Origin of the sequence: Natrialba chahannaoensis JCM 10990 (assembly GCF_000337135.1) — an archaeon.
Taxonomy (GTDB): Archaea; Halobacteriota; Halobacteria; order Halobacteriales; family Natrialbaceae; genus Natrialba; species Natrialba chahannaoensis.
Genome location: NZ_AOIN01000035.1, coordinates 114306 through 136714, shown reverse-complemented (window position 1 = coordinate 136714; position 22409 = coordinate 114306). Strand labels below are relative to the sequence as shown.

21 protein-coding genes are annotated in these 22409 nt (G+C 63.6%); 9 read left to right on the top strand and 12 right to left on the bottom strand.

Translation table 11 applies throughout. The features are described from left to right. Positions 1-101: 101 nt before the first annotated feature. The 11 genes from thrC to C482_RS04850 form a co-directional block, all read right to left on the bottom strand. The gene (gene thrC / locus C482_RS04900; RefSeq protein WP_006166366.1) at positions 102-1370 is read right to left on the bottom strand and encodes a threonine synthase; all 1269 of its coding nucleotides are present in this window, start codon (positions 1368-1370) and stop codon (positions 102-104) included. Positions 1371-1766: 396 nt separating this feature from the next. Beyond that, the gene (gene argF, locus C482_RS04895) at positions 1767-2732 is read right to left on the bottom strand and encodes an ornithine carbamoyltransferase (RefSeq protein ID WP_006166365.1); all 966 of its coding nucleotides are present in this window, start codon (positions 2730-2732) and stop codon (positions 1767-1769) included. Continuing rightward, positions 2732-3871, bottom strand: coding sequence for a [LysW]-lysine hydrolase (locus C482_RS04890; RefSeq protein ID WP_006166364.1), 1140 nt, complete (start codon positions 3869-3871; stop codon positions 2732-2734). The genes argF and C482_RS04890 overlap by 1 nt, the downstream gene beginning before the upstream one ends. Next, the gene (locus C482_RS04885; protein ID WP_006166363.1) at positions 3868-5022 is read right to left on the bottom strand and encodes an aspartate aminotransferase family protein; all 1155 of its coding nucleotides are present in this window, start codon (positions 5020-5022) and stop codon (positions 3868-3870) included. Before C482_RS04885 ends, C482_RS04890 begins: the two co-directional genes overlap by 4 nt. Beyond that, positions 5019-5900, bottom strand: a complete 882-nt coding sequence (locus tag C482_RS04880; RefSeq protein WP_006166362.1) for an acetylglutamate/acetylaminoadipate kinase — start codon at positions 5898-5900, stop codon at positions 5019-5021. The genes C482_RS04885 and C482_RS04880 overlap by 4 nt, the downstream gene beginning before the upstream one ends. 1 nt (position 5901) lies before the next feature. Continuing rightward, complete coding sequence (gene argC, locus C482_RS04875; RefSeq protein WP_006166361.1) at positions 5902-6984, bottom strand: N-acetyl-gamma-glutamyl-phosphate reductase; 1083 nt, start codon at positions 6982-6984, stop codon at positions 5902-5904. Further along, a complete protein-coding gene (gene lysX / locus C482_RS04870; RefSeq protein WP_006166360.1) occupies positions 6984-7919 on the bottom strand; it encodes a lysine biosynthesis protein LysX in 936 nt (311 codons plus the stop codon). Before lysX ends, argC begins: the two co-directional genes overlap by 1 nt. Beyond that, entirely contained in the window at positions 7916-8080 is a 165-nt protein-coding gene (gene lysW / locus C482_RS04865; protein ID WP_004267676.1) for a lysine biosynthesis protein LysW, read from the bottom strand. Before lysW ends, lysX begins: the two co-directional genes overlap by 4 nt. 242 nt (positions 8081-8322) lie before the next feature. After that, entirely contained in the window at positions 8323-9822 is a 1500-nt protein-coding gene (argH, locus tag C482_RS04860) for an argininosuccinate lyase (protein WP_006166359.1), read from the bottom strand. A 2-nt stretch (positions 9823-9824) separates the two neighbouring features. Next, on the bottom strand, positions 9825-11054 hold the full coding sequence (locus C482_RS04855) for an argininosuccinate synthase (RefSeq protein ID WP_006166358.1): 1230 nt from the start codon (positions 11052-11054) through the stop codon (positions 9825-9827). A 399-nt stretch (positions 11055-11453) separates the two neighbouring features. Then, complete coding sequence (locus tag C482_RS04850) at positions 11454-12758, bottom strand: helix-turn-helix transcriptional regulator (protein ID WP_006166357.1); 1305 nt, start codon at positions 12756-12758, stop codon at positions 11454-11456. An 86-nt stretch (positions 12759-12844) separates the two neighbouring features. Between C482_RS04850 and C482_RS04845 the strand changes: the two genes are divergently transcribed. The 3 genes from C482_RS04845 to C482_RS04835 all read left to right on the top strand — a co-directional run bounded on the left by C482_RS04845 (position 12845) and on the right by C482_RS04835 (position 14029). Then, the gene (locus C482_RS04845) at positions 12845-13030 is read left to right on the top strand and encodes a DUF7554 family protein (RefSeq protein WP_006166356.1); all 186 of its coding nucleotides are present in this window, start codon (positions 12845-12847) and stop codon (positions 13028-13030) included. Between the two features lie 97 nt (positions 13031-13127). Continuing rightward, complete coding sequence (locus C482_RS04840) at positions 13128-13628, top strand: 2'-5' RNA ligase family protein (RefSeq protein ID WP_006166355.1); 501 nt, start codon at positions 13128-13130, stop codon at positions 13626-13628. Between the two features lie 50 nt (positions 13629-13678). Continuing rightward, complete coding sequence (locus C482_RS04835) at positions 13679-14029, top strand: hypothetical protein (protein WP_006166354.1); 351 nt, start codon at positions 13679-13681, stop codon at positions 14027-14029. Between the two features lie 28 nt (positions 14030-14057). On the opposite strand, the gene C482_RS04830 is transcribed toward C482_RS04835, so the two are convergent. Further along, positions 14058-16208 (bottom strand): ATP-dependent DNA helicase, encoded by a 2151-nt coding sequence (locus tag C482_RS04830; protein WP_049896485.1) that lies wholly within the window; start codon positions 16206-16208, stop codon positions 14058-14060. A gap of 127 nt (positions 16209-16335) precedes the next feature. Here C482_RS04830 and C482_RS04825 point away from each other — a divergent pair, with 127 nt between their 5' ends. The 6 genes from C482_RS04825 to C482_RS04800 all read left to right on the top strand — a co-directional run bounded on the left by C482_RS04825 (position 16336) and on the right by C482_RS04800 (position 22386). Next, positions 16336-16935, top strand: coding sequence for a class I SAM-dependent methyltransferase (locus C482_RS04825; RefSeq protein WP_006166352.1), 600 nt, complete (start codon positions 16336-16338; stop codon positions 16933-16935). 192 nt (positions 16936-17127) lie between these two features. Next, complete coding sequence (locus C482_RS04820) at positions 17128-17544, top strand: hypothetical protein (RefSeq protein ID WP_006166351.1); 417 nt, start codon at positions 17128-17130, stop codon at positions 17542-17544. A gap of 97 nt (positions 17545-17641) precedes the next feature. Continuing rightward, on the top strand, positions 17642-18175 hold the full coding sequence (locus C482_RS04815; RefSeq protein WP_006166350.1) for a metallophosphoesterase: 534 nt from the start codon (positions 17642-17644) through the stop codon (positions 18173-18175). Between the two features lie 507 nt (positions 18176-18682). Continuing rightward, positions 18683-20083 carry an aspartate aminotransferase family protein gene (locus tag C482_RS04810; protein ID WP_006166349.1) on the top strand — a complete coding sequence of 467 codons (1401 nt, stop codon included), beginning with the start codon at positions 18683-18685 and terminating at the stop codon, positions 20081-20083. A gap of 10 nt (positions 20084-20093) precedes the next feature. Then, complete coding sequence (locus tag C482_RS04805; RefSeq protein WP_006166348.1) at positions 20094-21098, top strand: NrpR regulatory domain-containing protein; 1005 nt, start codon at positions 20094-20096, stop codon at positions 21096-21098. 184 nt (positions 21099-21282) lie between these two features. Next, positions 21283-22386 carry an ABC transporter substrate-binding protein gene (locus C482_RS04800; protein WP_006166347.1) on the top strand — a complete coding sequence of 368 codons (1104 nt, stop codon included), beginning with the start codon at positions 21283-21285 and terminating at the stop codon, positions 22384-22386. Positions 22387-22409: the final 23 nt, after the last annotated feature.

Sequence of the window (22409 nt, the reverse complement as noted above, 5' to 3'; positions counted from 1 at the left end):
GCCTTCGATTTCGAACGCACCAATCGAGTGAGCAGTGTTCGATCCGGTAGCGACTCGCGTAGACCTTCGCAATGACTGCTCCGGGAACCCCGAAACCCCACTCAGAGGTGGTCGAGAACGCCCTCAGTCTCGGCCGGCACCGGCTCTGGCTCACGTCCCGTAGCGGCCGCCGCGTCGGGGTCCTTGAGCAGGTGACCCGTCGTCAGGCAGGCGACGCGTTCGTCTTCCGTGACGATACCCTCCGCGCGCAGCTTTCGCAGTCCCGCGACGGAGGCTGCAGAGGCCGGCTCGACGCCGATCCCCTCGCCCGCGAGGTCGCGCTGGGCGTCGGTGATCTCCTCGTCGGTAACCGAAATCGCGGTGCCACCGGTTTCGCGGATTCCCGGCAGCGCCTTCGGCGCGTTGACCGGGTTCCCGATTCGGATCGCCGTCGCGCGCGTCTCCACGTCGTCCCAACGGCGGACTTCGTCCGCGCCGTTCTCGATCGCTTCGACCATCGGGGCCGCGCCTTCGGCCTGCACGCCGACCAGTTTCGGAACTTCGTCCTCTTCGAGTGCCCCCGCCTGCACGAGTTCCCGGAAGGCTTTGTACAGCGCCGACGTGTTGCCGGCGTTGCCGACCGGGAGCACGATCCGGTCCGGGACCGTCTCGTAGTCCGCGAGGAAGCCCTCTAGAATTTCGAGGCCGATAGTCTTCTGGCCCTCAAGTCGGAACGGGTTCAGTGAGTTTAGCAGGTAGGCCTCACCCTGCTGGGCTAACTCCTGGACGATGTCGAGACAGGCGTCAAAGTTGCCGTCGACCTCCAGAATGCGCGCGCCGTGGAGGCTCGCCTGAGCGACCTTTCCGGCGGCGACCTTCCCCGCGGGAAGGAGCACCAGCGTCTCCATCCCGCCGCGGGAGCCGTAGGCCGCGAGCGCGGCGCTCGTGTTGCCCGTCGAGGCACAGGCTAACCGGTCGACGCCGAGTTCCTTCGCGACGGCGACACCGACAGTCATCCCGCGGTCCTTGAACGACCCCGTCGGGTTCATCCCCTCGTGTTTGATTCGGAGCGCCTCGAGTTCCAGATCGGCTTCCAGGCCGGGAACCTCGTACAACGGCGTCGCACCCTCCTGAATCGAGACGCCCGCCGGGAGCGGGAGCGTGTCGGCGTAGCGCCAGACGCCCTGATCGGGGTCCGCGGCAGCCGCGAAGTCCTCGAAGGTCGGCAGGTCGTCGTAGCGTACCTCGAGCAGGCCGTCACACTCGTCACAGGTGTAGCGGACGTCCGCGAACGGCGCGAACGTCTCACCGCACTCGATGCACTCGAGCCAGACACCGTCCTCGGCGTCGGCGGGCGCTGCCGGCTGGTCGGCAGAGAGACTGAGACTCATTATCGTTCTGTCCATCGGGAGGGGGGCGACCGGCAAAAAGGGCGTGGAATCGGCAGATACCCCGAAACGCGGCGCTACACGTTCGTCGGCGGCCAAAAAACAGCCGTCCGTCCCACTCGTGTGGTGGCGGCCGTGGTGCTGCACCCCTATCGTGCGCGAATCTGTGAACAAGCCCCTTACATCAGAATCAGTCCCATCAGCACAGCGGGACCGATCAACATGATGAAGACTGCAAGTAGCAGTTTGAACGACATACCGATCGAGCATGATACTATTCTAACATATAATACTCCCTGATCGTTTGTGACACCGTCGTCGTTCTCGAGCAGGAAATACGGTATTATGGCGGGAAAACCAGCAGTTGACTCGAGTTGGCTTGGGATTCCGAAAGTGTCCTTACTCGAGTAGCCAGTGCAAGAGCGCCTTCTGTGCGTGCAGGCGATTTTCAGCCTGATCGAAGACGATCGACTGGTCGCTCTCGATCGCCTCGTCCGTGATCTCCTCGCCGCGGTGGGCCGGCAGACAGTGCATTACCGACGCATCGGGGGCGTGTGCGAGCAGATCTGAACAGACCTGGAAGCCCTCGAAGGCATCCATGCGCACGTCGCGTTCGTCCTCCTGGCCCATACTGATCCAGACGTCGGTGTAGATGATGTCGGCGTCCGTGACCGCTTCGACGGGGTCGTGCGTGACCGTCGGATCGCCGCCGAGTTCCCGTGCCCGGTCAAGGACCGCGTCGTCCATGCCGTAGCCTGCCGGCGTCGCGACGGTGACGTCCATGTCGGTCATCGCAGCGCCGATCACGAACGACTGGCCGACGTTGTTGCCGTCGCCGACCCAGGCCACCGACACGTCCTGGAACCCGCCCATCTGCTCGCGAATCGTCAACAGATCCGCGAGCGTCTGGCAGGGATGGGCGTCGTCGGTGAGCCCGTTGATGATCGGGACCGACGAGTACTCCGCAAGTACCTCGATGTTCTCGTGTTTGAATACGCGAGCCATCACGGCGTCGACGTACCGCGAGAGCGTGCGCGAGGTGTCCTTCAGCGGTTCGCCACGTCCAAGCTGGATGTCGTCCTCGCCGAGGAAGACGGCGTGCCCGCCGAGTTGCGTCATTCCCGTCTCGAAGGAGACTCGCGTACGCGTACTCGGCTTCTGGAAGATCATCCCGAGCGTCTGGCCGGAGAGTGCCTGGTGGGCCTTCCCCACCTGCTGGGCTCGCTTGAACTCCGCCGCTCGGACGAGAACCGTGAGCAGTTCCTCGTGCGAGAGGTCGTCGATCTCGAGGAAGTGTCTCGGCTGCGATGCGTCCGGCTGCGAGTCAGGGATGGTCGAATCTGTGTCTGTATCTGCGTCTATCATCAGTTCTCACCTCCAGTGAGCGTCGTCGCAACGCGGGTCAACACTGCGACGGACTGGTCGAACTCGGCGAGCGAGAGGCGCTCGTTGGGCGCGTGATCAAGGTCGGAGTTGCCGGGGCCGTAGGTCGCCATCGGACACTCCCACGCGCCGGCGTAGAGATTCATGTCGCTGGTCCCAGTCTTGCGCAGGAGTCGTGGCTCGCTGTCCGCTGCGCGGATCGCTGTGCGGAACGCACGAGCGACCTCGGTTCGCGGGCTCTCCATCACCGGCGGAATCGGCTCGGCCCACGAGACGGTGCCGTACTCGAGTTCGGCCTCTGCAGTCTCACGGACGGTCTCGATGTCGAGCGCGGGTGGGACCCGAAGCTGGGCGTCGAGAGTGGCTTCGACGGAGAGGCCGTCGTCGGTGACGCCGCCGTTGATGGCCACGGGTTTGGTGGTGACGCGCTCGAAGACGGGTTGGTACTCATCTTGCTTGAACGCTGATTCGACACGCGTCCACCAGTTCGTCGCGTGCTGAATCGCGTTCGGTTCGGGACGAGAGGTGTGGCCGGACTCGCTGGTCGCGACGTAGGTTCCCGAGAGGAAGCCGCGGTAGCCAAGCGTGATGCCCGTCGTTCCACTCGGTTCGCCGTTGACGACGGCGTCGGGGGCCTTGCGATCCTCGACGAGGTGGCGTGCGCCGCGCGAGTTTGTCTCCTCGCCGACGACGCCGACGAACGAGACGCCCGTGCTGACCGCTGCCGCGGCCATCGCGGCCAGCGGTCCCGTCGCGTCGACACTGCCGCGGCCCCAGAGGACATCTTCGCCGGTCTCTTCGGCGACCTCGGCCTCGACATCGGCCTCGTCCGCCGGCTCGACTTCGACTGGAATCTCACCGGGCACGGTATCGATGTGCGAGGTGAGCAACACCGAGTCGTCAGCCGGTGCGCGAACGTTGCCGACCTCGTCAAGCCAGACCTCACGGTCGTGGGCCTCGAAGAACTCGACAAGGTGCTCTGCGGCCGCACGCTCCTCACCCGAAGGCGACGGAGTCGAGACGAGATCGATCAACAGTTGGCGGGCGTCATCGGTCGAGACGGACGCAGCGTCGGCGTCTGAGTCAGAGTCGGTATCGCGATCCGTCATCGTCGAACTCATGACTCCGCCTGCGCCTCGGCTTCGGGCGCGAGCACGTCCGCGAGGGCCGTCACAACCTGGTCTGCGGCCGCCTCGTCGATCACGAGCGGCGGCAGTAGGCGAACGACCGAACGACCGGCCGGCAGCGCGAGAATCTGGTGCTCGAGTGCGAGGTCGCGAAGCACACCGTTCGCCCCGCGTTTCACCTCGACACCGAGCAGCAGGCCCTCGCCGCGAACGTCCCGAAGCGGCACGTCGAGCGCAGCGAGTTCGTCCTGCAGGTAGCCGCCGATTTCAGCGGCATTACCGGGCAGGTTCTCCTCAACAACTACGTCAAGGGTGGCGTTCGCTGCAGCCGAAACGAGGAGGTTGCCGGAGAACGTGGAACCGTGTGGTCCCGACGCCTCAGCGATCCAATCCGCACAGAGCGTTGCCCCCATCGGGAGTCCGCTCGCGATGCCCTTCGCGGTCGTCAGGATGTCTGGCGTGACGCCGTAGCTCTCGCAGGCCCAGAGCTTGCCCGTGCGGCCGATTCCGGTCTGGATCTCGTCGAAGATCAGTGCGGTGTCAGTCGTCTCGGTGGCTTCCCGGGCCGTCTCGAGGTAGTCCTGTGGTGCAGGGTGAATCCCACCCTCGCCCTGAATTGGTTCGAGAATTACTGCTGCAGTGTCGTCGTCGACGGCGGACTCGAGTTCCCCTGCATCACCGTAGGTGACAAACTCGACGTGCTCCTCGAGCAACGGCTCGAAGGGCTTCTTGTACTTGGGTTTCCAGGTCGCAGAGAGCGTTCCCGCGGTGCGGCCGTGGAAGGCGCGCTTGGCGGCAACGATTTTCGTGCCGTCGGTGGCGCTCCGGGCGAATTTCAGCGCGGCCTCGTTGGCCTCGGTGCCGGAGTTACAGAGCCAGACGTTTTCGATGCCGTCGGGCGCGAGCGCCCCCAGTTTCTCGTGGAGATCAGCGCGCGCTTGAACAGGATAGGACCCCTGCACGTACAGCAGTTCGCCGGCCTGCTCCTGGACCGCCTCGACCACGTCCGGATGACAGTGGCCGGTCGGCGTACAGGCGTAGCTCGCGCCGAAGTCCAGATACTCCGTGCCGTTCTCGGCGGTGAGCGTTGCGCCCTCGCCGGTTGCGATGCTGATCGGTTTCTCGGAGAAGACGAATCCGCTCATTGTGTTGCCTCCGTTGCTGTCGTATCCGCATCGGCTGTCTCGGTGTCACCGAGCACGCCGGGCTCGAGTGTCGTCCCCTCGCCCGCGAGCGCGCTCGTGATCGGGTCGTCCGCGTTCGCCGACGCAACCGTGACCGAGGTCGCGCCGCCTTCCAGGGCCTCCTCGGCGGCCATGACCTTCTTCGTCATGAACCCCTCCGCGGCTGTCTTGACGGTCTCGAACGCTTCGGGCGTCGCGGCTGCGTCGATCTTCGTCGACTCGTCGTCGGGGTCCTCGTAGATACCCGAGACGTCCGTCAGGACGACCAGGTCGGCCTCGAGTGCCCCCGAAATTGCGGCGGCGGCGCGGTCCGCGTCGGCGTTGACCGCCGTATAGCCGCCCTCTTTTTCGCGTCCGAGCACCGGGACCGAGACGACCGGCGTATAGCCGCCCGCGAGGATCGTCTCGAGTAGGTCCGCGTTCACGGACTCGATCGTGCCCGAGTGATCACCACGCTTGATTTTCTTCTTCCCGTCCTCTGTGACGCGAACGGCGGACTTGCGCTTGCCTTCGAGCAGTTTGCCGTCAGTGCCCGAGAGGCCGACCGCGTTCACGCCCTCGTTGTGTAGGCTCTCGACCAGGTCGGTGTTGAGCTTACCGGGCATGACCATCTTGAAGACATCCATGGTGTCTTCGTCGGTAAAGCGACCGACGACGCCACCGGGCGTCTCGACATACGTTGGGTCCTGGCCGAGGTCCTCGAGTGTCTCGTCGACGGCGGTCGAGCCGCCGTGGGTGAGGACGACCTCCTCACCCTCGTCGACCAAGGAGGCGACATCTGCGAGTGCCTCTTCGGGATCGACGGCGCGTGCGCCGCCGATTTTGACGACGGTCGTCATCTCAGGGAGCCCCCACGGGGTGGAGTCCCGTGAACTCGAGTCCGGCCGTCTCCTCGAAGCCGAGCGCAACGTTCGCGGCGTGGACCGCCTGCCCCGCCGAGCCCTTCATCATGTTGTCGATCGCCGAGAAGACGACGACGCGTTTGTTCGAGGGGTCGAGTTCGAACCCGACCTCGGCGAGGTTCGTGCCGGCGACGGACTTGGGTTCCGGATACCGATACACACCGGAGCCGCCCGCGGCCATGCGGACGAACGGTTCGTCCTCGTAGCAGCCGCGATACGCCTTCCAGAGGTCGCCCTTCGAGACGGGCGAACTGGGGAAGACGTGACTCGTCGCGCTTGCACCGCGGACCATGTCCACGGCGTGGCAGGTGAACGCCACCGAGGTGCCGAGGAACTGCTCGATTTCGGCCTCGTGGCGGTGGCCCGTCGGCGCGTAGGGGCGGACGACGCCCGAGCGCTCGGGGTGGCTCGAAGCTTCACCGCCGCCCGCACCGCCCTCGGAGGAGCCGACCTTCACGTCGACGACGATCTGTTCCCCGCCCTCGAGTACGTCGTGCTCGAACAGCGGGTACAGCCCGAGGATGGTCGCGGTGGCGTTACAGCCGCCGCCAGCGATGAGGTCCGCGCCCGCGAGGTTCTCGCGGTTGATTTCGGGCAGCGCATACTCCGCCTTCTCCAGGTACTCCGGCGCGTCGTGGCCGTCGTACCACTCGACGTACTGTTCCTCAGTGTCGAGGCGGAAGTCCGCCGAGAGATCCACGACCGTCTCCGCGACCTCGAAGAAGTCGTCTACCTGTCCCATCGAGACGCCGTGTGGCGTCGCGGCGAACAGAACGTCGACGCTCTCCAGATCGTCGGGTTCGGTAAAACGTAGGTCCGTCCCGCGAAGTGGCGGGTGGACGGAGCCGACGCTCTTGCCAGCCTTCGAGCGGCTGGTGACCTCCGCAATCTCGAAGTTCGGGTGCCCGGCGAGCAGTCTGAGGAGTTCGCCGCCGGTGAAGCCGCTGCCGCCGATGACGGTCGCGGTGACGGTCTCGGCGGACGCGTCTGCGCTCGCATCGACATCGGTGCCGACCGCCATCAGAACGTCACCTCGAGTTCGGCCTCGCTGGCGTTGGCTGCCGTGGCCTTCGCTTCGAGCCAGTCGACGACAGTGCCGGCAACGTCAGTTTCGACGGCATCGTTGAGCGCCTTGAACTCGACGGTGTGGTTTACCTCGTGGACGGTGTATCGCTGGCCAGACTCCGTCTGGCTGCCCTCCGAGTGTGACCCGGAGACATCTGCCGTCTCCATGAGATCCACACCCAGGAGACCGCCGCCGACCGCATCACTGGATTTCTGTACCAGTTTCTTCGCCTCGTCGTCGAGTTCGAAGACATCGGTCTCGGCCCCTTTCGCGGCGTTCGTGATCCAGTGATCCGACGAGCGAACCATCGCCGCGACGGGCTCGCCGTCGACCGCGAGCACGCGAATGTCGCGGCCAGGTTTCTCGACGAATTCCTGGACGTAGAACACCTTGTGCTCGTAGTGGCCGAGCGTCGCCTTGTGCTCGAGAATCGCCTCTGCGGCGTCTGGCGAGTCGATCTTGGCCATCAGGCGACCCCACGATCCCACGACGGGTTTGAGGACGCAAGGATAGCCAAACTCCTCGATGGCCTCCATGGCCGTCTCCTTCGTGAAGGCAACCTTGGTTTTGGGCGTGGGCACGCCAGCCTTCTCGAGTGCAAGACTGTTCTTGACCTTGTCCGCACAGACGTCGGCCGTCTCGTGGCTGTTGACCACGGGGATGCCGTACGCGTCGAAGAACTGCGTCGCGTACAGGCTGCGGCTCGTGGCGAGACAGCGATCGACGACGATATCGAGGTCCGCGAACTCGGCTGCGGCCTCGCTAATGTCGAACGTCTGCTTGCGGACGTCGATCTTGGTGACCTCGTGACCGCGCTCACGAAGCTCGGTCAGGAGGAGCTTTTCGTCCTTGCGGATCCGGGAGTAGAGGATTCCTATTTGCAAGGTCACTCACCCCAGTCCTCTTCGAGCTCCGGGGCTCGCTCGAGGACTGGCGGCTCGGTGTCGACGACTTCCAGTTCGGCTCCGCAGGTCGTACAGTCAACAATCTCTCCAGCTTCCAGATCGTCGTGCAGGGAGACTTCGGCCCCACACTCGACGCATTCTGTCATTGTATCTCGACCTGAGAGCCAGACACCCTTAAATCCACCGAATGTGACAAAGAAATTATAATACTATACTCTGCGCTAACGGCATCAAAATACAATTTTCCCGCAAATCTTGTTCTGTATATCACAGATTTTGTATTTTGTCCCCGGACGGGGACGGCGGTCGCGGCAGTCGCGGGAGTCGCGACAATTGCGACAGTCCAAGCGATCGCACCAGCCACGACTCCGACCAGAACACCAGCCACTCAGACATAGTCGTTCACCTCCTCGCGCAACGCCGCGTGCGCCGCCTCGAGCTCATCCACGAGCTCCGTCTGCACCGCTTCGTCGGACTCGATTGCAGCCTGGGCGTACTCGAGTTGCTCTGCCACTGCAGCAGGTGCCGGCCCGCCCTGAGAGTCGCGGCTTGCGACGCTCTGGGCGGGGTCGAGTGCGTCGGCAACCGCCTCGGGGTCGACGTAGGTTACGAGCGGGTCACCGAGAACGTCCTCGGCGGCGGCGTCGAGTGCGTCGTAGTCTGCCCCTTGTTCCGCCGCACTCGCAACGAGCTCGTGTGCGGTACGGAACGGAATCCCGTTCGCTGCGAGCAGGTCTGCAACACCAGTCGCAGTCGAGAATCCCTCGCCGGCCTCGGCTACGAGCGACTCCTCGTTCCAGTCGGCTGTCGCGACCGCGCCCGCGGCGACCTCGCTGGCCTCGGTCACCGCGTCGACGGCGTCCCAGGCGTGCGTCGTCGCGCGCTGGAGGTCGCGATTGTACGCGCGGGGGAGTCCCTTGAGCGTCGTCGTCAGCCCCTGGACGTTCCCGGCCGCGTCGCCCGCGACCGCGCGGACGAGTTCGAGCGTGTCGGGATTCTTCTTCTGGGGCATGATCGACGACGTCGAGGAGTAGTCGTCCGCGAGGTCGACGAAGCCGCGGTTCGCGAAGATAATGAGATCCTCCGCGATACCGGACAGCGTCGTCGCGTGCGTCGACAGCGCCTGTGTCGTCTCGAGCAGGAAGTCCCGACTCGAAGAGGCGTCCATCGAGTTCTCGATGACGCTGTCGAACCCGAGCAGTTCGGCCGTGTACTCGCGGTCGATATCGAACGTGGTGCCCGCGAACGCCGCGCCACCGAGTGGCGACTGGTTGATGCGTGCGTAGGCGTCGAGCAGGCGTTCGGTGTCACGGCGGACGGCTCCCTCGTAGGAGAGCGCCCAGTGGGCGACCGTCGTCGGCTGGGCGGGCTGAAGGTGCGTGTAGCCTGGCATCACCGTCTCCGCGTGTGTGCTCGCGACATCGATCAACGACTCGCGAAGTGCGAGCGTCGTCTCGATGGCGTCCAGCACGTCCTCGCGCAGGCGGTAGCGAATACAGGTCGCGACCTCGTCGTTGCGCGAGCGTGCAGTGTGCATCTTGCCACCGTCCTCACCGACCTGGTCGATGACTGCCGTCTCGATGGCCTCGTGGACGTCCTCGCCGTCGGGGAGCGAGCCGTGACCTTCGACTTCGATCGCGTCGAGTGCAGTCAGGATTTCGCCTGCCGTCTCGTCGTCGACGATATCCTGCGCCGCGAGCATGAGGACGTGCGCGCGATCAACCTCAAGGTCGGCCTCGAAAATGCGTTCGTCGGCCGCAAGCGAGGAGAGGAAGCTCCGAGCGGGGCCGCCGCTGAAGCGGTCTCGCCGGACGACACCCGATGCGTCGCCGTCGCCGTGGCCGCCATCAGTGCCGCCGACGCCGCCGTGAGCACTCTCCTCGGTCATGACTACTCCTCGCCTCCGTCCGTTGCGAGTTCGACTTCCGGCTCGTCCTCGCTCTCGTCAGTCGTGACCGAGTTCGCGAGACGGCGCTGGAAGCCGTGGTACTTCGCGACGCCAGTGGCGTCCTCCTGGGCAATCTTGCCGACCGCCTCCGTATCGAAGGAGGCGTGTTCAGCCGAGTAGGCCGCGTACTCGCTGTCGCGACCGACCGGACGGGCCTTGCCGCCCTCGAAGCGGATCGTGACAGTACCGGTGACACGCTGTTGGGTCTCAGCGATGAACCCCTCGAGTGCACCCACGAGTGGCGCGTCGACGAGGCCCTCGTAGCCCTTCTTCGACCACTTCTGGTCGATCAGCTGCTTGAACTCGCGCTCCTCTTGCGTGAGGACGAGCCCTTCGAGCGCCTCGTGGGCGTTGAGCAGCGTCGTCGCGGCGGGGTGTTCGTAATTTTCACGCACTTTGAGGCCGAGCATGCGGTCTTCCATCGAGTCCGTACGGCCGACGCCGTAGGAGCCGGCGAGCTCGTTCAGGTACTCGATGAGCGAGACGGCGTCGTACTCCTCGCCGTCGATCGCGACGGGGTAGCCCTGCTCGAAGGTGATTTCGATCTCTTCGGTCTCGCCGGATGGCTCGTCCGTCCAGTCGTAGATCTCGGTCGAGGGAACGTAGCTTGGGTCCTCGAGTTCGTCGCCCTCGACGGAGCGACTCCAGAGGTTGGTATCAACGGACCAATCGCCGCCACTGCCGCCCTCGACAGGGAGCTCCTTCTCTGCGGCGTACTCCTGTTCCCACTCGCGCGTGAGGCCGAGTTCACGCACGGGCGCGATCACTTCGAGGTCGGAGTCACGCCAGACAGCCTCGAAACGGAGCTGGTCGTTGCCCTTGCCCGTACAGCCGTGAGCGATGCCGGTACAGTCGTTCTCCTCGGCGACTTCCAGAATTGCCTCGGCAATGACTGGGCGTGCGAGCGCCGTGCCGAGCGGGTAGCCCTGATAGGTCGCGTTTGCGCGGACGCTATCGAAACAGAGGTCGGCAAACTCGTCTTTGGCGTCGACGACGTAGTGGTCGAGATCGAGCGCGTCGGCGGTCTCTTCTGCCTCCTCGAACTCTGAGGCTGGTTGACCGACGTCGACGGTGACGCCGATGACTTCGTCGTATCCGTACTCTTCCTCGAGCAGCGGGACGCAGATAGTCGTGTCCAGTCCGCCCGAGAACGCAAGTGCAACGCGTGTCATATCGTATCCGAATCAACCCGAGGGAGGTACTTAAATTTCACTATCTAAAGTCCTGGAAATTAGTGGTAGAGCGGACGCTAACCAGGAAAATAGGGAATACCTATCGAGTTTGTAAACAGTCGGGGACGGGGGGATAAGGGATAGAATGGGCTCAAAGGCCCGGTCGCGGTCGTCGCGGTCGCGGCGAGACAGCCCCGCCGGTCCCGAAGGAAGCAAACGCAGGTGCGGGGCCGGCAGGCTGCGCCATTGCACACTCGTACGTACTTGAGCCGTATTAAATCCTCGTGTCGGGCAAATGTTGCACAAGACGACCGGTTAGGACGAGAACGTCCCAAGCGAGAGGTTCAAGCGCGCGGGAGACACCACACAGCGAATAACAACAGGTAAGTGATGTTTCGGTTACTCGTCGTCCTCTTCTTCGGGCAACGCCAGCACGTTCTCCCGACCGATCCGGAACACGTCGATCTCGTCGTCCTCGCGCAGGCCACCGACGACCTGGCTCGTCTTGGCCTCGGTCCATTCGAGTTCCGAGACGACCTGTTGCTGTTTGATGCGCCCGCCATGTGTTTCGAGGAGTCGGAGGACACGCTCTTCGTTGCTCAGCAGTTCGGGCGGTGGGCTGTTCGGCGGCAGTCCGTTGGGGCCATTGGGCCCGTCGGTCTCGACAGTCCCCGTTGCGCCGGCTCTCGTTGGCGATTCGGGATCGGACGACGCTGGTGGGTCACCACCGGTATCCGTGTCGGTGGACCCGGCAGCTGTTCCAGCCGGTGGCGTAGCCGTCTTGTTCCGGCGTTTGTACCACCACCCGCCCGCGCCAGCAGCAGCCAGCGCGCCGAGTGCGATACCGACGATGAGCCACGGCATCGCGGGGCCGTTCTCGGTTTCAGTTGGCTCGGTCTCGTTGTCGCCGTTCTCGATCATGACGATCCAGGGCTGGTCCTCCATGAACTCCGTCTCGCCACCGTTCCAGCGGACCGAGTCCTCACGCGGATCGTCAGGGGCAGGTTCGACATCACTGATGACGTACCCCTCCGGCGGGAACACCTGCAGGGATCGCCCTTCAACGAGCGTAAAGTCGACGAGGGCGTCACCGGCCTCCATCTGATTCAGTTCGACGTAGGCAAACGAGGACCACTCGAAGGAGAAGGTCACGTGACCAAGCTCCTGCGGTGTCGAGCTGGTATCCGTCGTCACGGAGCCACTCGAGAGCGACATCTCGCGTTCGGTTTCGTTCTCGCCGTCGGCACGGATCGAATCCCAGTCCTCAAGTTCGTACTCGACGTACGTCTCGGGATTTGTCTCGACATCCTCTCGGAGTTGTTCCCACTCCTCGGAGTCGGCGTCTTCGAACCGGTAGTCGACAGTGAACATCGCCGAGCGGTTCTCGTGAAGTGAGATGCTGATGTGGACATCGGTTGCGTTGTCGAGTTGGCTAGCTTCGGCAGGTTCGGGCACCTCGTCGTCCTCGTCAGTTGCGCCATTGTCGTCTCCGACGCTATCATCGTCGTTTTCCTGTACCAACTGCTGTCCGTGCTCGGCACCCTGCGTTCCGAGCTGGTCGTCGTCGTGTACGGCATGGAACGTCTGTGTTGTCCCGGATCCAGCATCCGCCACCACAGCAACCGGAACGGACCAGACGACCGCAACCGCACACCCAACGACGATGAGTCCGCAAATCAGGGCCCGCAGCCCCCTTCCGTCCATTACCTACAACTGCCGGTGCCGACTAAATAGGTCTTTCCGACCGCGGTAGCGGAGTGTTTTTCAAACTGGTAATCCAAGGCGAATGTATGAACGACTCACGCGGCGCACTCGCGGTCGAGACGCTCCTGAAAATCGTCCTCGCGCTGGTCGTCGTCCTCCTCGTTATCGAGGTCCTGAGCGCGCTTATCAGCGGCATTATCGGCCTCCTCCAGCCACTGGTTATGCTCGCAATCCTCGCCATCATCGTGCTCTGGCTGCTCGACCGACTCTGAGGATTCATCCGCCACCTGCCCGTTTGGCTCCGAATCACACAATACAACCACCAACACAACCCTCAAGCAACTGCCGTGAATACAGCCATCTAGTCGCGTGTACAGCGTCAACGTCCCCGTTCCCGGCCGCGTCCGCCAGCTCGCCGACCAGCTCTATCCCAGCCTCATCGACTTCGAAACCGTCCGTGAGGACCACTCCTGTCTGCTCAAACGACTCGGTGACGCCCCACACGTTTCCCAGCTCCAGCGTCGCGCCCACCGTGCACTCGAGGGCGCGCCCGCTGTCGAAGCCCAGATTACGGGCATCGACTACTTCGAAGACCCCCCGCTGGGTTCTGCGCCCGTCGTCTACCTTGCCGTCGAGAGCCCTGGACTCGAGTCCATCCACGAGCAGTTGCTCGCGGAGTTCGACCGCGTCGAGGGTCTCGAGGGCGAGGATTACGTGCCACACGTGACGCTTGCGCGCGGTGGTAACCTTGAGACGGCACAGCGGCTGGCCGAGCGCGACATCGAGCCGGTGACCTGGACCGTGACCGAACTCGAGTTCTGGGACGGCGCGTACAAGCTGCCGGTGAGTCGGGTGTCGTTGCCGGCCTGAACGGGCAGGCGGCCAGAAGTTATTCAGCATTGGTCACGAGTTGCGTGAGTATGAACCGACGGTCTGTCCTGGCGCTGTTCGCAACGGTGCCGATTGCGGGCTGTAGCAGCCTCCTTGGCAGTGGCGTCGACGCGTCGCTGGGCGAGGACGAAGTCATCGAGTTCGACTCGGACGCCGGTGCCGAGTTGACGGTGAGCGTCGAGGTCGAGGAGGTCTTCCCGCTCGACAGCGACGTGGAGCACGAGCGAGAAGGGGTTGGCTTCCGGCTCGATCACACCGAGAACGGGATCGTCGAGACGCGCACGATCGAGGACGAGGAGACGTTCGAGGTGACAGTCGAGGACGACGGCACCCACGCTGTCATGCTGATTGGCGGTGAGGGACACGTCACGATCGAGTGACCAGCCAGCCAGAAAGAAAGAGTACTGCTCAGGGTGCGGGTGCGTCGCCGTCGTAGCAGTCGTGGTCGCCGTAGAAGTTGAGCATCGCGAACTTGAGTTTCTCCGGCCCGATATCGAGCAGTTCCTCGCGCTCTTCGTGCGGGAACGTGCTGTTGACGCTGTACTTACCGAGATCAGACTTCGCCTGCTTCGAGTAGCGTGTGTCGAGTAGCGCGCGGACGCCGACGTCCTCGGGCGAACGGATAACGCGTCCGAGCGCCTGCCTCGTTTTGCGAACGGTCGGAATCTCGACGGCGTAGCGCCAGCCCGTCTCGGTGCCGTCGAACGCCGCGTCGTAGGCCTCCTGGACCGCCTCGGCGCGGTCGTCCAGATGCGGGTATGGCACGCCGACGACGAGCACTGTCTGTGCGTCGTCGCCGTCGAAGCTCACCCCCTCCGCGAGCGTCCCCCACAGCGAGGTGCAGAGGACGGCCCCGTCGTCGGCGATGAATTCCTGTCGAAGCTCCTCGACCGACTGTCCCGGTTCATCGAGATAGACCGTCACGTCCGACCGGGACTCGAGTCGCTCCGCGTACCGGCTCGCCTCGCCGTAGTTCGGGAAGAAGGCGAGCGTGTTGCCGGGCGTCATGCGAACGGCGTCGTGAATAGTCTCGGTGACATCCTCCTGGACCGCAGGGTTGTCCCGATCCGAGGAGAACAGCGGCGGCGTCTCAACGGCGTAGGTCCGGCGATTGGCCGCAGGGAACTGCAACCCGTAGGCCATCGTCACCGGCTTCTCGAGTCCGAGCACGTCTTCGGTCACGTCGAACGGCTGCAAGGTCGCGCTCATGAGCACCGTTGCCGAGACCTCCTCGAACAGTTGCCCCGTGACCTGGCGCGGCAGACACGAGTAGATCTCCGCGCGGCCGTAGACCTCGTCCGTCCCCGCGTCGCGGGTAACGGAGACGACAGGGTACAGTCCCTCCTTTGAGCCCTCGTTCATCCACGCGCTGACGAACGCGGCGGCCTGCAGAGTCTGACACTCCGTGCGCGTCGCGGTCTCGCCCTCGCGGTAGGCTTCCTCGTACTCTGCATCCAGTTCCTGGCCGAGTTTCATCGCGGCCTCGAGATCCTCCTGGATTCCGCGGCCCGAATAGCGCTGGAGGAACTCGAGTGTCAGGTCGTCCCGACGGCCCTCGTTCGCGATGGGGACATCGTCCCAGTTCTCGCCGATGCGTTCGCGCTCGCCGAAGCCAAAGGAGTCTTCGTACGTTTCGACGAGCGCGCGGTGGAACGCGGAGAGGGCGTTGACGGCGTCTTCCGCGCGTGGATCGTCGGAGTCTGCGAGTTCGTCCAGCGCGGACTCGAACGTCCGCTCGGAGCAGGTCCGGGTGGCGTGCTCGCGGGCGGCGTCCTCGACGTTGTGGGCCTCGTCGAAGACGGCGATGACGTCCTCGGGATCACGGCCCAGCCAGCGGAAGAACTGCTCGCGAATCGTCGAATCGAGCAGGTGGTGGTAGTTACAGACGACCAGATCGACGCCCTCGATGCCCTCCTTCAACAGTTCGTAGCCACAAAGGTGGCGCTGCTCTGCGTACTCGTAGATTTCGTCGGGCGTGCGCACGTCCTCGAAGAGCCAGCCGAAGAACTCATCGGTGTCTTCGGTCAGGTTGTTCCGGTAGTACTCACAGACGTTCTGGTCTTCCAGATCGTCGAGGCGCTCCTCGATGGACTCGAGTTCGTCCATCACTGCAGAGCGGGCGTCGGCCGCGCCGCCGTCGCCCTGCTGGCTCTCCGTCAAGAGTTCACGCTGACGGCGCTCGAGTTGCTGTTTGTCCTGTTCGGCGTCGACGACGGCACGGGTGTTGTCCCGCAGGGTCTGACACTCCTCGTAGCCGACGTCGATGTGGCACATCGAGCCCTTTCCCTTGAAGACGACGGCGCGAATGGGTTCCTCGCGGGTGATCGCGCGGGCCTCGGCGATGAATTGGCGCATCTGCTGGTGGACGTTCGTCGTGATGACGACCGTCTTGTCCTCCTCGTGGGCAACTTCCAGCGCGGGAACGAGCGACGAGAGGGTCTTGCCGGTCCCGCAGGCTCCCTCGAACAGAACGTTTTGCCCGCGCACGAGCGCGTTGTGGATGCGGTCCATGGCCTCGCGCTGGTTCTCGTACGGCTGATCGTACGGGAAAAAGCGCATGTACCCGGCTGTCTCGGACACGATACGTGATTGGTTCGCGCTCCGATAAAAGGATTCGTCTCGATTCAGCAATCTCGTCACCGGAACTGGTATATCGGCATCATCGGAATTGCGCTGACGAGCCAGCATGGACGATATCACTCGCACGCTTGCAGAGTACGAGTCTGCTGCCGATGCCTACGCCCAGAAGTACTGTGCTGAGTCAGTTGCCGCCAGGTACGGTGACCCTTTCTTGGACGCGCTCACCGGCGACCGGCTACTGGACGTCGGCTGCGGTCCCGGTCCGGACGTCTCGACGTTCGATGCAGCCGGCTACGATGCGGTTGGACTCGACCTGACGCCCGCGTTCCTGCAGAGGGCTCGCGAACGCGAGCCCGCCGCGGCGTTCGTTCGGGGCGACATGCGCGACCTGCCGTTCGACGATGATGCGTTCGATGGCGTCTGGAGCTCTGCGTCGTTCCTTCACGTCCCACGGTCAGACGCGACCGCAACGCTGCGGGAGTTCCGTCGCGTGCTCCGCCCCGACGGCGTCGTCTTCTGTTCGGTAAAGCGCGTCCCGACGACGCCCGGTGAGTCTCAGGACAGACACTTCGAGTACTATCGCCCAGACACGATTCGCTCGATGGTCGATGATGTCGGGTTCGAACTGGTGCGCGTCGAGACCGAAGCGAACTGGATCTCGGTTCTCGCACGCCACGAATCGGTCGAAACGCTCGACCGAGAGTGATTCGGTGGCAACTGCAGACACTGGCCCCGTAACGTTGGTGCGTCCCTATAGTCACAACTGAAGCTGTTTACACACTAATCGCACACCTTCCGTGCGATTAGGTGTGCACCGACTTTCAGTGGCTACTATAGTCATCACCAGCCGGCTATCGCGCGCTATAGCGACAAACGTGCTGCCCCCCTCAAGTCGACCATGTCCATTCCCGGATACCAACCCAGTGACACCGCAGAGTTTGCACTCGAGTTCGGCAGCGCTCGTGCGGCCGTCGTCGCGAGTGACGTGCCGGACGAGTTCGGTGTTGACGACAGCGTGCACTCGTCGCCAGCGGACGCACATGCACACGCACACGCGCTCTCGGAGCCGGTCGACCTCGTCGGACTGGACGGCCTTGACGGGGTCAGCGCGATGCGGATCGAGGTTGGCTACGACCCGGCGGGGTTGCCACCGGGTGCAAGTCCGACAGACGTGGCTGTTGCCGTGAAGACGGAGACGGGCTGGGAGACGCTCGACTCCACCGTGGATCTGGCAGAGACGACGGTGACAGCGGTGCTGAACGATCGACCGCCAGGGTCGAGGATCGTGGCGGTGTACGACGACGGTGAGCGCTAAGTCGTGAGAGAACGCAGCAGCGAGCGAGCAGACCGACGGGGCCGGCAGGCTCAACAGAGTCGAAAGGAACGTCCCGCACGCCGGCGAAGGTGCAGATATGATCGCGATTTTTTCGGACACACACAGCAACAGCGGCCACGAACTGACCGGTGAGGCGCTGCGCGCTGCGCGCGAGGCAGACACCGTCATCCACGCTGGCGACTTCACGAGCACGGTCGCACTCGAGTCGTTCCAGCGCGAGTGTGACACCCTCTTTGCAGTACACGGCAACGCAGACAGCGCCACGGTTCGCGATCGACTCCCAACGGCACGCGTCGTCGAGGCAGGCGGCGTCCGGTTCGCCGTCACCCATCGCCGCGACGGCGGCGAGATGGGACTCGCGATGTTCGGCCGCTCGCGAGACGCCGACATCGTCGTCTCGGGCCACACCCACCGGCCGACGGTGATCGAAACCGAGGACTGTCTCCTCCTCAATCCCGGCAGTCATGCCCAGCCCCGTGGGAATCGACCCGGATTCATCGTCCTCGAGGCAACGGACGACGGTAACGGCGACAGCGACGACACCAAACTCACCGGCGAACTGCGCCAACCAGACGGAACGGTACTCGAGTCGATCGTCGTGTCGCCGTAGTGCGCAGCGACGACGATAGTGGTCGGAAAACGCTCAACGCGGGGACGTACGTGTGAGTGCGGAGGCAAATAGGCACGGGGGAGGACAACGAGTGCGCCAGCGGGGTGGCGAACGGTGGTGTTGCGTGGATGGGGAAGGGCGGTGGGGGGCAGCGAGGGACCAAGCGGGAAGTGGGGGCAACCGATGGTCAGGCGATGTGAGGTGGCGATTGTGGGGGGGATGATCGGATCGTCCTCGAGTACACGACGCCGAGCCGTCGGCGGCGTGATCGAGGCGCATCTACACCAATGGCCGGCGATTAGTTATAGGCAGCGTAAGGTGAAAAAGCGGTTTTAGTGACAAACAGGATCGCCTCACAGTGGTGCTGACCGGCCGCTGAGCTTCGAATAAGGAGTATAGTGTCGAGTACACCGTGTCGAGTCCAGTGAACGAGACCCTCATCGCCGAAAGGTATATTTGAGATGCAAGTCCTTGATGCTAGAACCGGAAGTGTATTTCCGGGATTTGATGACCGAGCCAGAACGACCATCCGACACGTCGGCCGCGGAGTTACTCGCGAGCGAGCACGAACAGTACCAGGAACAAACACCGGGCTCAGCGGCGCTTGCCGAGGACCTGGGAGAGCTGGTCCCCGCAGGCGTTTGCAGCACGTATCGTGCGTATGACCCGTATCCCGTTCACGCCGAGCGGGCGACGGGGACGACGATTCACGACATCGACGGGAACGAGTACCTGGACTTCGCGCTGAACAACGGAACTCAGCTCGTCGGACACACGCATCCAGCACTGTCCGAAGCGACGAAAGAGCAGATCGACGACGGGACGCTGTACACGCGACCGAGTGACCTTATCGAGTTCGCAGCGCAGCCGCTAATCGACCGCTGGGAGGCGATCGAACAGGTCCGGTTTACGAACAGCGGCACCGAATCGGTGATGCACTCGATGCGCCTCGCACGGGCGGCGACCGGCCGCGAGAAGATCATCCGGATGGAAGGCGCGTACCACGGTGCGCACGATCCGGCGCTCGTGAGCAAGATGCCGCCGCTCGACGAGGCCGGACCGGCCGACGATCCAACGCCGATCAGGGAGTCCCGTGGAATCCCGGAATCTGTCCCAGAGAACATCCTCCTGGCGCAGTACAACGACGCAGCAAGCGTCGAGCGACTGCTCCACGCCCACGAGGACGAGGTTGCGGGGATTCTCGTCGAACCGGCCTGCTTCAATCTCGGCGTCGTCGAACCGGAAGATGGTTTCCTCCATCGGCTGCGCGAACTGGCCGACGAGTTCGGTGCCGTCCTGATCTTCGACGAAGTCAAGACCGGCGCGAAGATCGCACCCGGCGGCGGGGCCGAGTACTACGGCGTCCAGCCGGATCTGGTCGCACTCGCGAAGGCGATCGGCGGCGGCTACCCCGTCGGCGCGTTCGGTGGCAAGCGAGAACTCATGGAACTGGTCGCGGCTGATCTCGAGAAGGGCGTCGCGACCGGTGCGGCACACTACGGCACCTACAACGGGAACCCGCTCTCGCTGCGCGCGGTCGGTGTCACCCTGCGGGAGATCCTCACGGACGACGCATACGATCACGTCACCGAGCTCTCAGAACGCCTGGCGGACGGCTACCGCGACGTGATGGCCGACGCTGGTATCGAGGGCTACGTCGTCACCGCAGGGTCACAGGGAATGGTGTACTTCACGGACGAGCGCGTGCGAACGTTCCGCGACTGGGAACACGTCGACGAGGAACTCCACGAAGCCTACTGGTTTGGAATGCTCAACCGCGGCGTCATCCCCCACCCGCACGACGCCTCCCAGCAGTGGACGATCAGCGTCCAGCATACGGCAGACGACATTGCTGCACACATCGACGCCTTCGCGGATCTCGCCACGCATTTATCCGCTGCACAGTAGGTGGCAAACGATGACGAGCGATCCGGATCGACGAACGTACGATATTCTCCGCCTGCTCGCGGCCCACGAACCCATCGGGAGCGTCCACCTGACCAACCATCTCCGCGAGCGGGGATACTCCATCACCGAGCGAACGGTCCGGCTCACACTCGCAGACCTCGATGACGCCGGCTTGACCGAAAAAGCGGGCGGGAAGGGAAGGCGGCTGACAGTTGCCGGCCGCGCAGAGCTCGAGCGCGGCGGTGTGAGCGGCCGTGTCGAACAGGTCCGAGAGCGGCTCGCAGACCTGACAAGTCACGTGACATACAATCCAGACATCGACGAAGGGGACGTTGTCGTGGGTACCGTCACCGTGCCAGCAGAGAACCGATCGGATGTCGAGGCGATCATCGCAGCGATCGATGACTCGCCGCTGGGACCAGCCGCGACAGCAGTCGAGTCGGTCGAGCGCAACGGTGAGGAGTTCCTCGAGATCGCCGCGCCCTCGAGTGTAACGATCGACGGCGTGTTGCTCAACGAGGGGATCGATACCGATCTCGAGACGACTGGTGTCGTCGAGTACCACGCGGAGCCGGAGAGCGTCCCCTACGACGATCCGGAACCAGCCGCCCACGGCGGTGCGATCAGGCGGTTCACCGACGTGATCGGAGACGAGCGAGCGACGGTCGACATGGTATCGCTGCTGATCGAGGCGCGTCGCACAACAGTCGGCTCGGCGCTTGCGGGTGAGCCAGGCCTTCTCGTGGCCGACAATCGTGAGTTCCCGCTTGCGAAGTACGACCGCGCACACGAGCTCGCAGTCGCTACTCGCCGCCAACTCGGCGGTGTGGTCGACGTGCGGCGGCCGCGGGAGCCCGGTCCGTTCCCATGGGATGAGCCGGGCTGGGCGTTCGCCTCGCTGACGTGCGTCGGTCTGTCCGAGTGTCTCATTGCCCGCTGTGTTGAGGAGGGAATCGCGACGGAATGGGAAACACTGGCACAGGTTCACGATCGCGACGACCTGAATTTTAATTGATATTCCATATAGCAGTCGTGAGGTGAGTCGTACGCAGACGGTAGCGAACGGCCTCGTCAGTTGGTGAACTGATTAAAATAACACAAGAGAGGTGAGTAACAGTGTCGCTAAGAGACACGTCACCACGCACTGTGGGAAGCTTTATGTAGGGATAGCAAGGATACGTGGTGTAGGTGGCAATTGTATGCCAGCAGAAAACACGCATGGGAGACGGACGTTCCTTCGATCGACGGCGGCAGCGGGGAGTGTCGCCGCCCTCGGGGGACTCGCAGGCTGTACAGGAATGCTCGACGGCGGGGATGACACGCTGACCGTTGCGGTCTACGGCGGTGTGTTCCAAGATGTCATGGACGAGGACCTCTTTGCTCCGTTCGAAGAGGAAACCGACATCAGCGTCGAGTCAGAGGCACAACCAACATCCGAGGAAGCGCTCACGCAGTACGAGAACGCCGTCGGTGCCGGCGACGCGCCAGTCGACGTCGCGATCATGGCACAAACCGGTGTCCTCCAGGGACTGAACTCCGATCTGTGGCACATCTGGGACGACGACGAGTTCGAGAACCTCGAGTACATCAGCGACGACCTCGTCGGTGAGGCCGACGGCGGCATCTCGAGTATCGGCGCGTTGTCGTGGTACATCAACCTCGTCCAGAACACGGATGTCATCGAGGAGCCAGTTGACTCCTGGGAGGTGCTCTGGGATGAGGAGTACGAGGACACGCTGGGTCTGCTCGGTTACGCATCGAACTCGTTCCTGCTCGAGGTCACCGCAGAAGTGCACTTCGGAGGACAGGACATTCTCGACGACCGCGACGGCGTCGAGGAAGTCTTTGAAGAGCTAGAGGGCGTCACTGATCAGGTGAACTTCTGGTACGAGAACGAAGCGGAGTTCCAGCAGCGACTGCGCGACGGAGAAGTGCCAGCAGGGATGCTCTACAGTGACATTACGCGAGTCATGCAGGACGACGGCGCGCCAGTCCAGTCGAACTTCGTCCAGGAAGGATCGATCCTCGACTCCGGGCTCTGGGTCACACTCGAGACGTCCGACCTCAAGGAGGAGGCGCGCGAGTTCATCGACTACGCGAGCCAGCCGGCAGTGCAGGACGAACTCGCACAGGGACTGTACACGAGTCCGACGGTCGAACGCGAGTACTCCGAGATTGACGGCGACTTCTACGAGGAGATCGCTGGACCAGGACCGGACGAAGCAATCACGCCCAAGTACGAACTCTACGTGGAGGAAGAGGACTGGGTTAGTGAGCGCTGGGAACAGTTCATCATCGGCTAAGCCAATCGACGTAAATCTAATTG

What these genes read in the sequence shown, in the direction of transcription:
- thrC (WP_006166366.1), bottom strand. Translation starts at nt 1,370, where the DNA reads ATGAGTCTCAGTCTCTCTGCCGACCAGCCGGCAGCGCCCGCCGACGCC.
- argF (WP_006166365.1), bottom strand. Translation starts at nt 2,732, where the DNA reads ATGATAGACGCAGATACAGACACAGATTCGACCATCCCTGACTCGCAG.
- C482_RS04890 (WP_006166364.1), bottom strand. Translation starts at nt 3,871, where the DNA reads ATGAGTTCGACGATGACGGATCGCGATACCGACTCTGACTCAGACGCC.
- C482_RS04885 (WP_006166363.1), bottom strand. Translation starts at nt 5,022, where the DNA reads ATGAGCGGATTCGTCTTCTCCGAGAAACCGATCAGCATCGCAACCGGC.
- C482_RS04880 (WP_006166362.1), bottom strand. Translation starts at nt 5,900, where the DNA reads ATGACGACCGTCGTCAAAATCGGCGGCGCACGCGCCGTCGATCCCGAA.
- argC (WP_006166361.1), bottom strand. Translation starts at nt 6,984, where the DNA reads ATGGCGGTCGGCACCGATGTCGATGCGAGCGCAGACGCGTCCGCCGAG.
- lysW (WP_004267676.1), bottom strand. Translation starts at nt 8,080, where the DNA reads ATGACAGAATGCGTCGAGTGTGGGGCCGAAGTCTCCCTGCACGACGAT.
- argH (WP_006166359.1), bottom strand. Translation starts at nt 9,822, where the DNA reads ATGACCGAGGAGAGTGCTCACGGCGGCGTCGGCGGCACTGATGGCGGC.
- C482_RS04855 (WP_006166358.1), bottom strand. Translation starts at nt 11,054, where the DNA reads ATGACACGCGTTGCACTTGCGTTCTCGGGCGGACTGGACACGACTATC.
- C482_RS04850 (WP_006166357.1), bottom strand. Translation starts at nt 12,758, where the DNA reads ATGGACGGAAGGGGGCTGCGGGCCCTGATTTGCGGACTCATCGTCGTT.
- C482_RS04845 (WP_006166356.1), top strand. Translation starts at nt 12,845, where the DNA reads ATGAACGACTCACGCGGCGCACTCGCGGTCGAGACGCTCCTGAAAATC.
- C482_RS04835 (WP_006166354.1), top strand. Translation starts at nt 13,679, where the DNA reads ATGAACCGACGGTCTGTCCTGGCGCTGTTCGCAACGGTGCCGATTGCG.
- C482_RS04830 (WP_049896485.1), bottom strand. Translation starts at nt 16,208, where the DNA reads ATGCGCTTTTTCCCGTACGATCAGCCGTACGAGAACCAGCGCGAGGCC.
- C482_RS04825 (WP_006166352.1), top strand. Translation starts at nt 16,336, where the DNA reads ATGGACGATATCACTCGCACGCTTGCAGAGTACGAGTCTGCTGCCGAT.
- C482_RS04820 (WP_006166351.1), top strand. Translation starts at nt 17,128, where the DNA reads ATGTCCATTCCCGGATACCAACCCAGTGACACCGCAGAGTTTGCACTC.
- C482_RS04815 (WP_006166350.1), top strand. Translation starts at nt 17,642, where the DNA reads ATGATCGCGATTTTTTCGGACACACACAGCAACAGCGGCCACGAACTG.
- C482_RS04810 (WP_006166349.1), top strand. Translation starts at nt 18,683, where the DNA reads ATGACCGAGCCAGAACGACCATCCGACACGTCGGCCGCGGAGTTACTC.
- C482_RS04805 (WP_006166348.1), top strand. Translation starts at nt 20,094, where the DNA reads ATGACGAGCGATCCGGATCGACGAACGTACGATATTCTCCGCCTGCTC.
- C482_RS04800 (WP_006166347.1), top strand. Translation starts at nt 21,283, where the DNA reads ATGCCAGCAGAAAACACGCATGGGAGACGGACGTTCCTTCGATCGACG.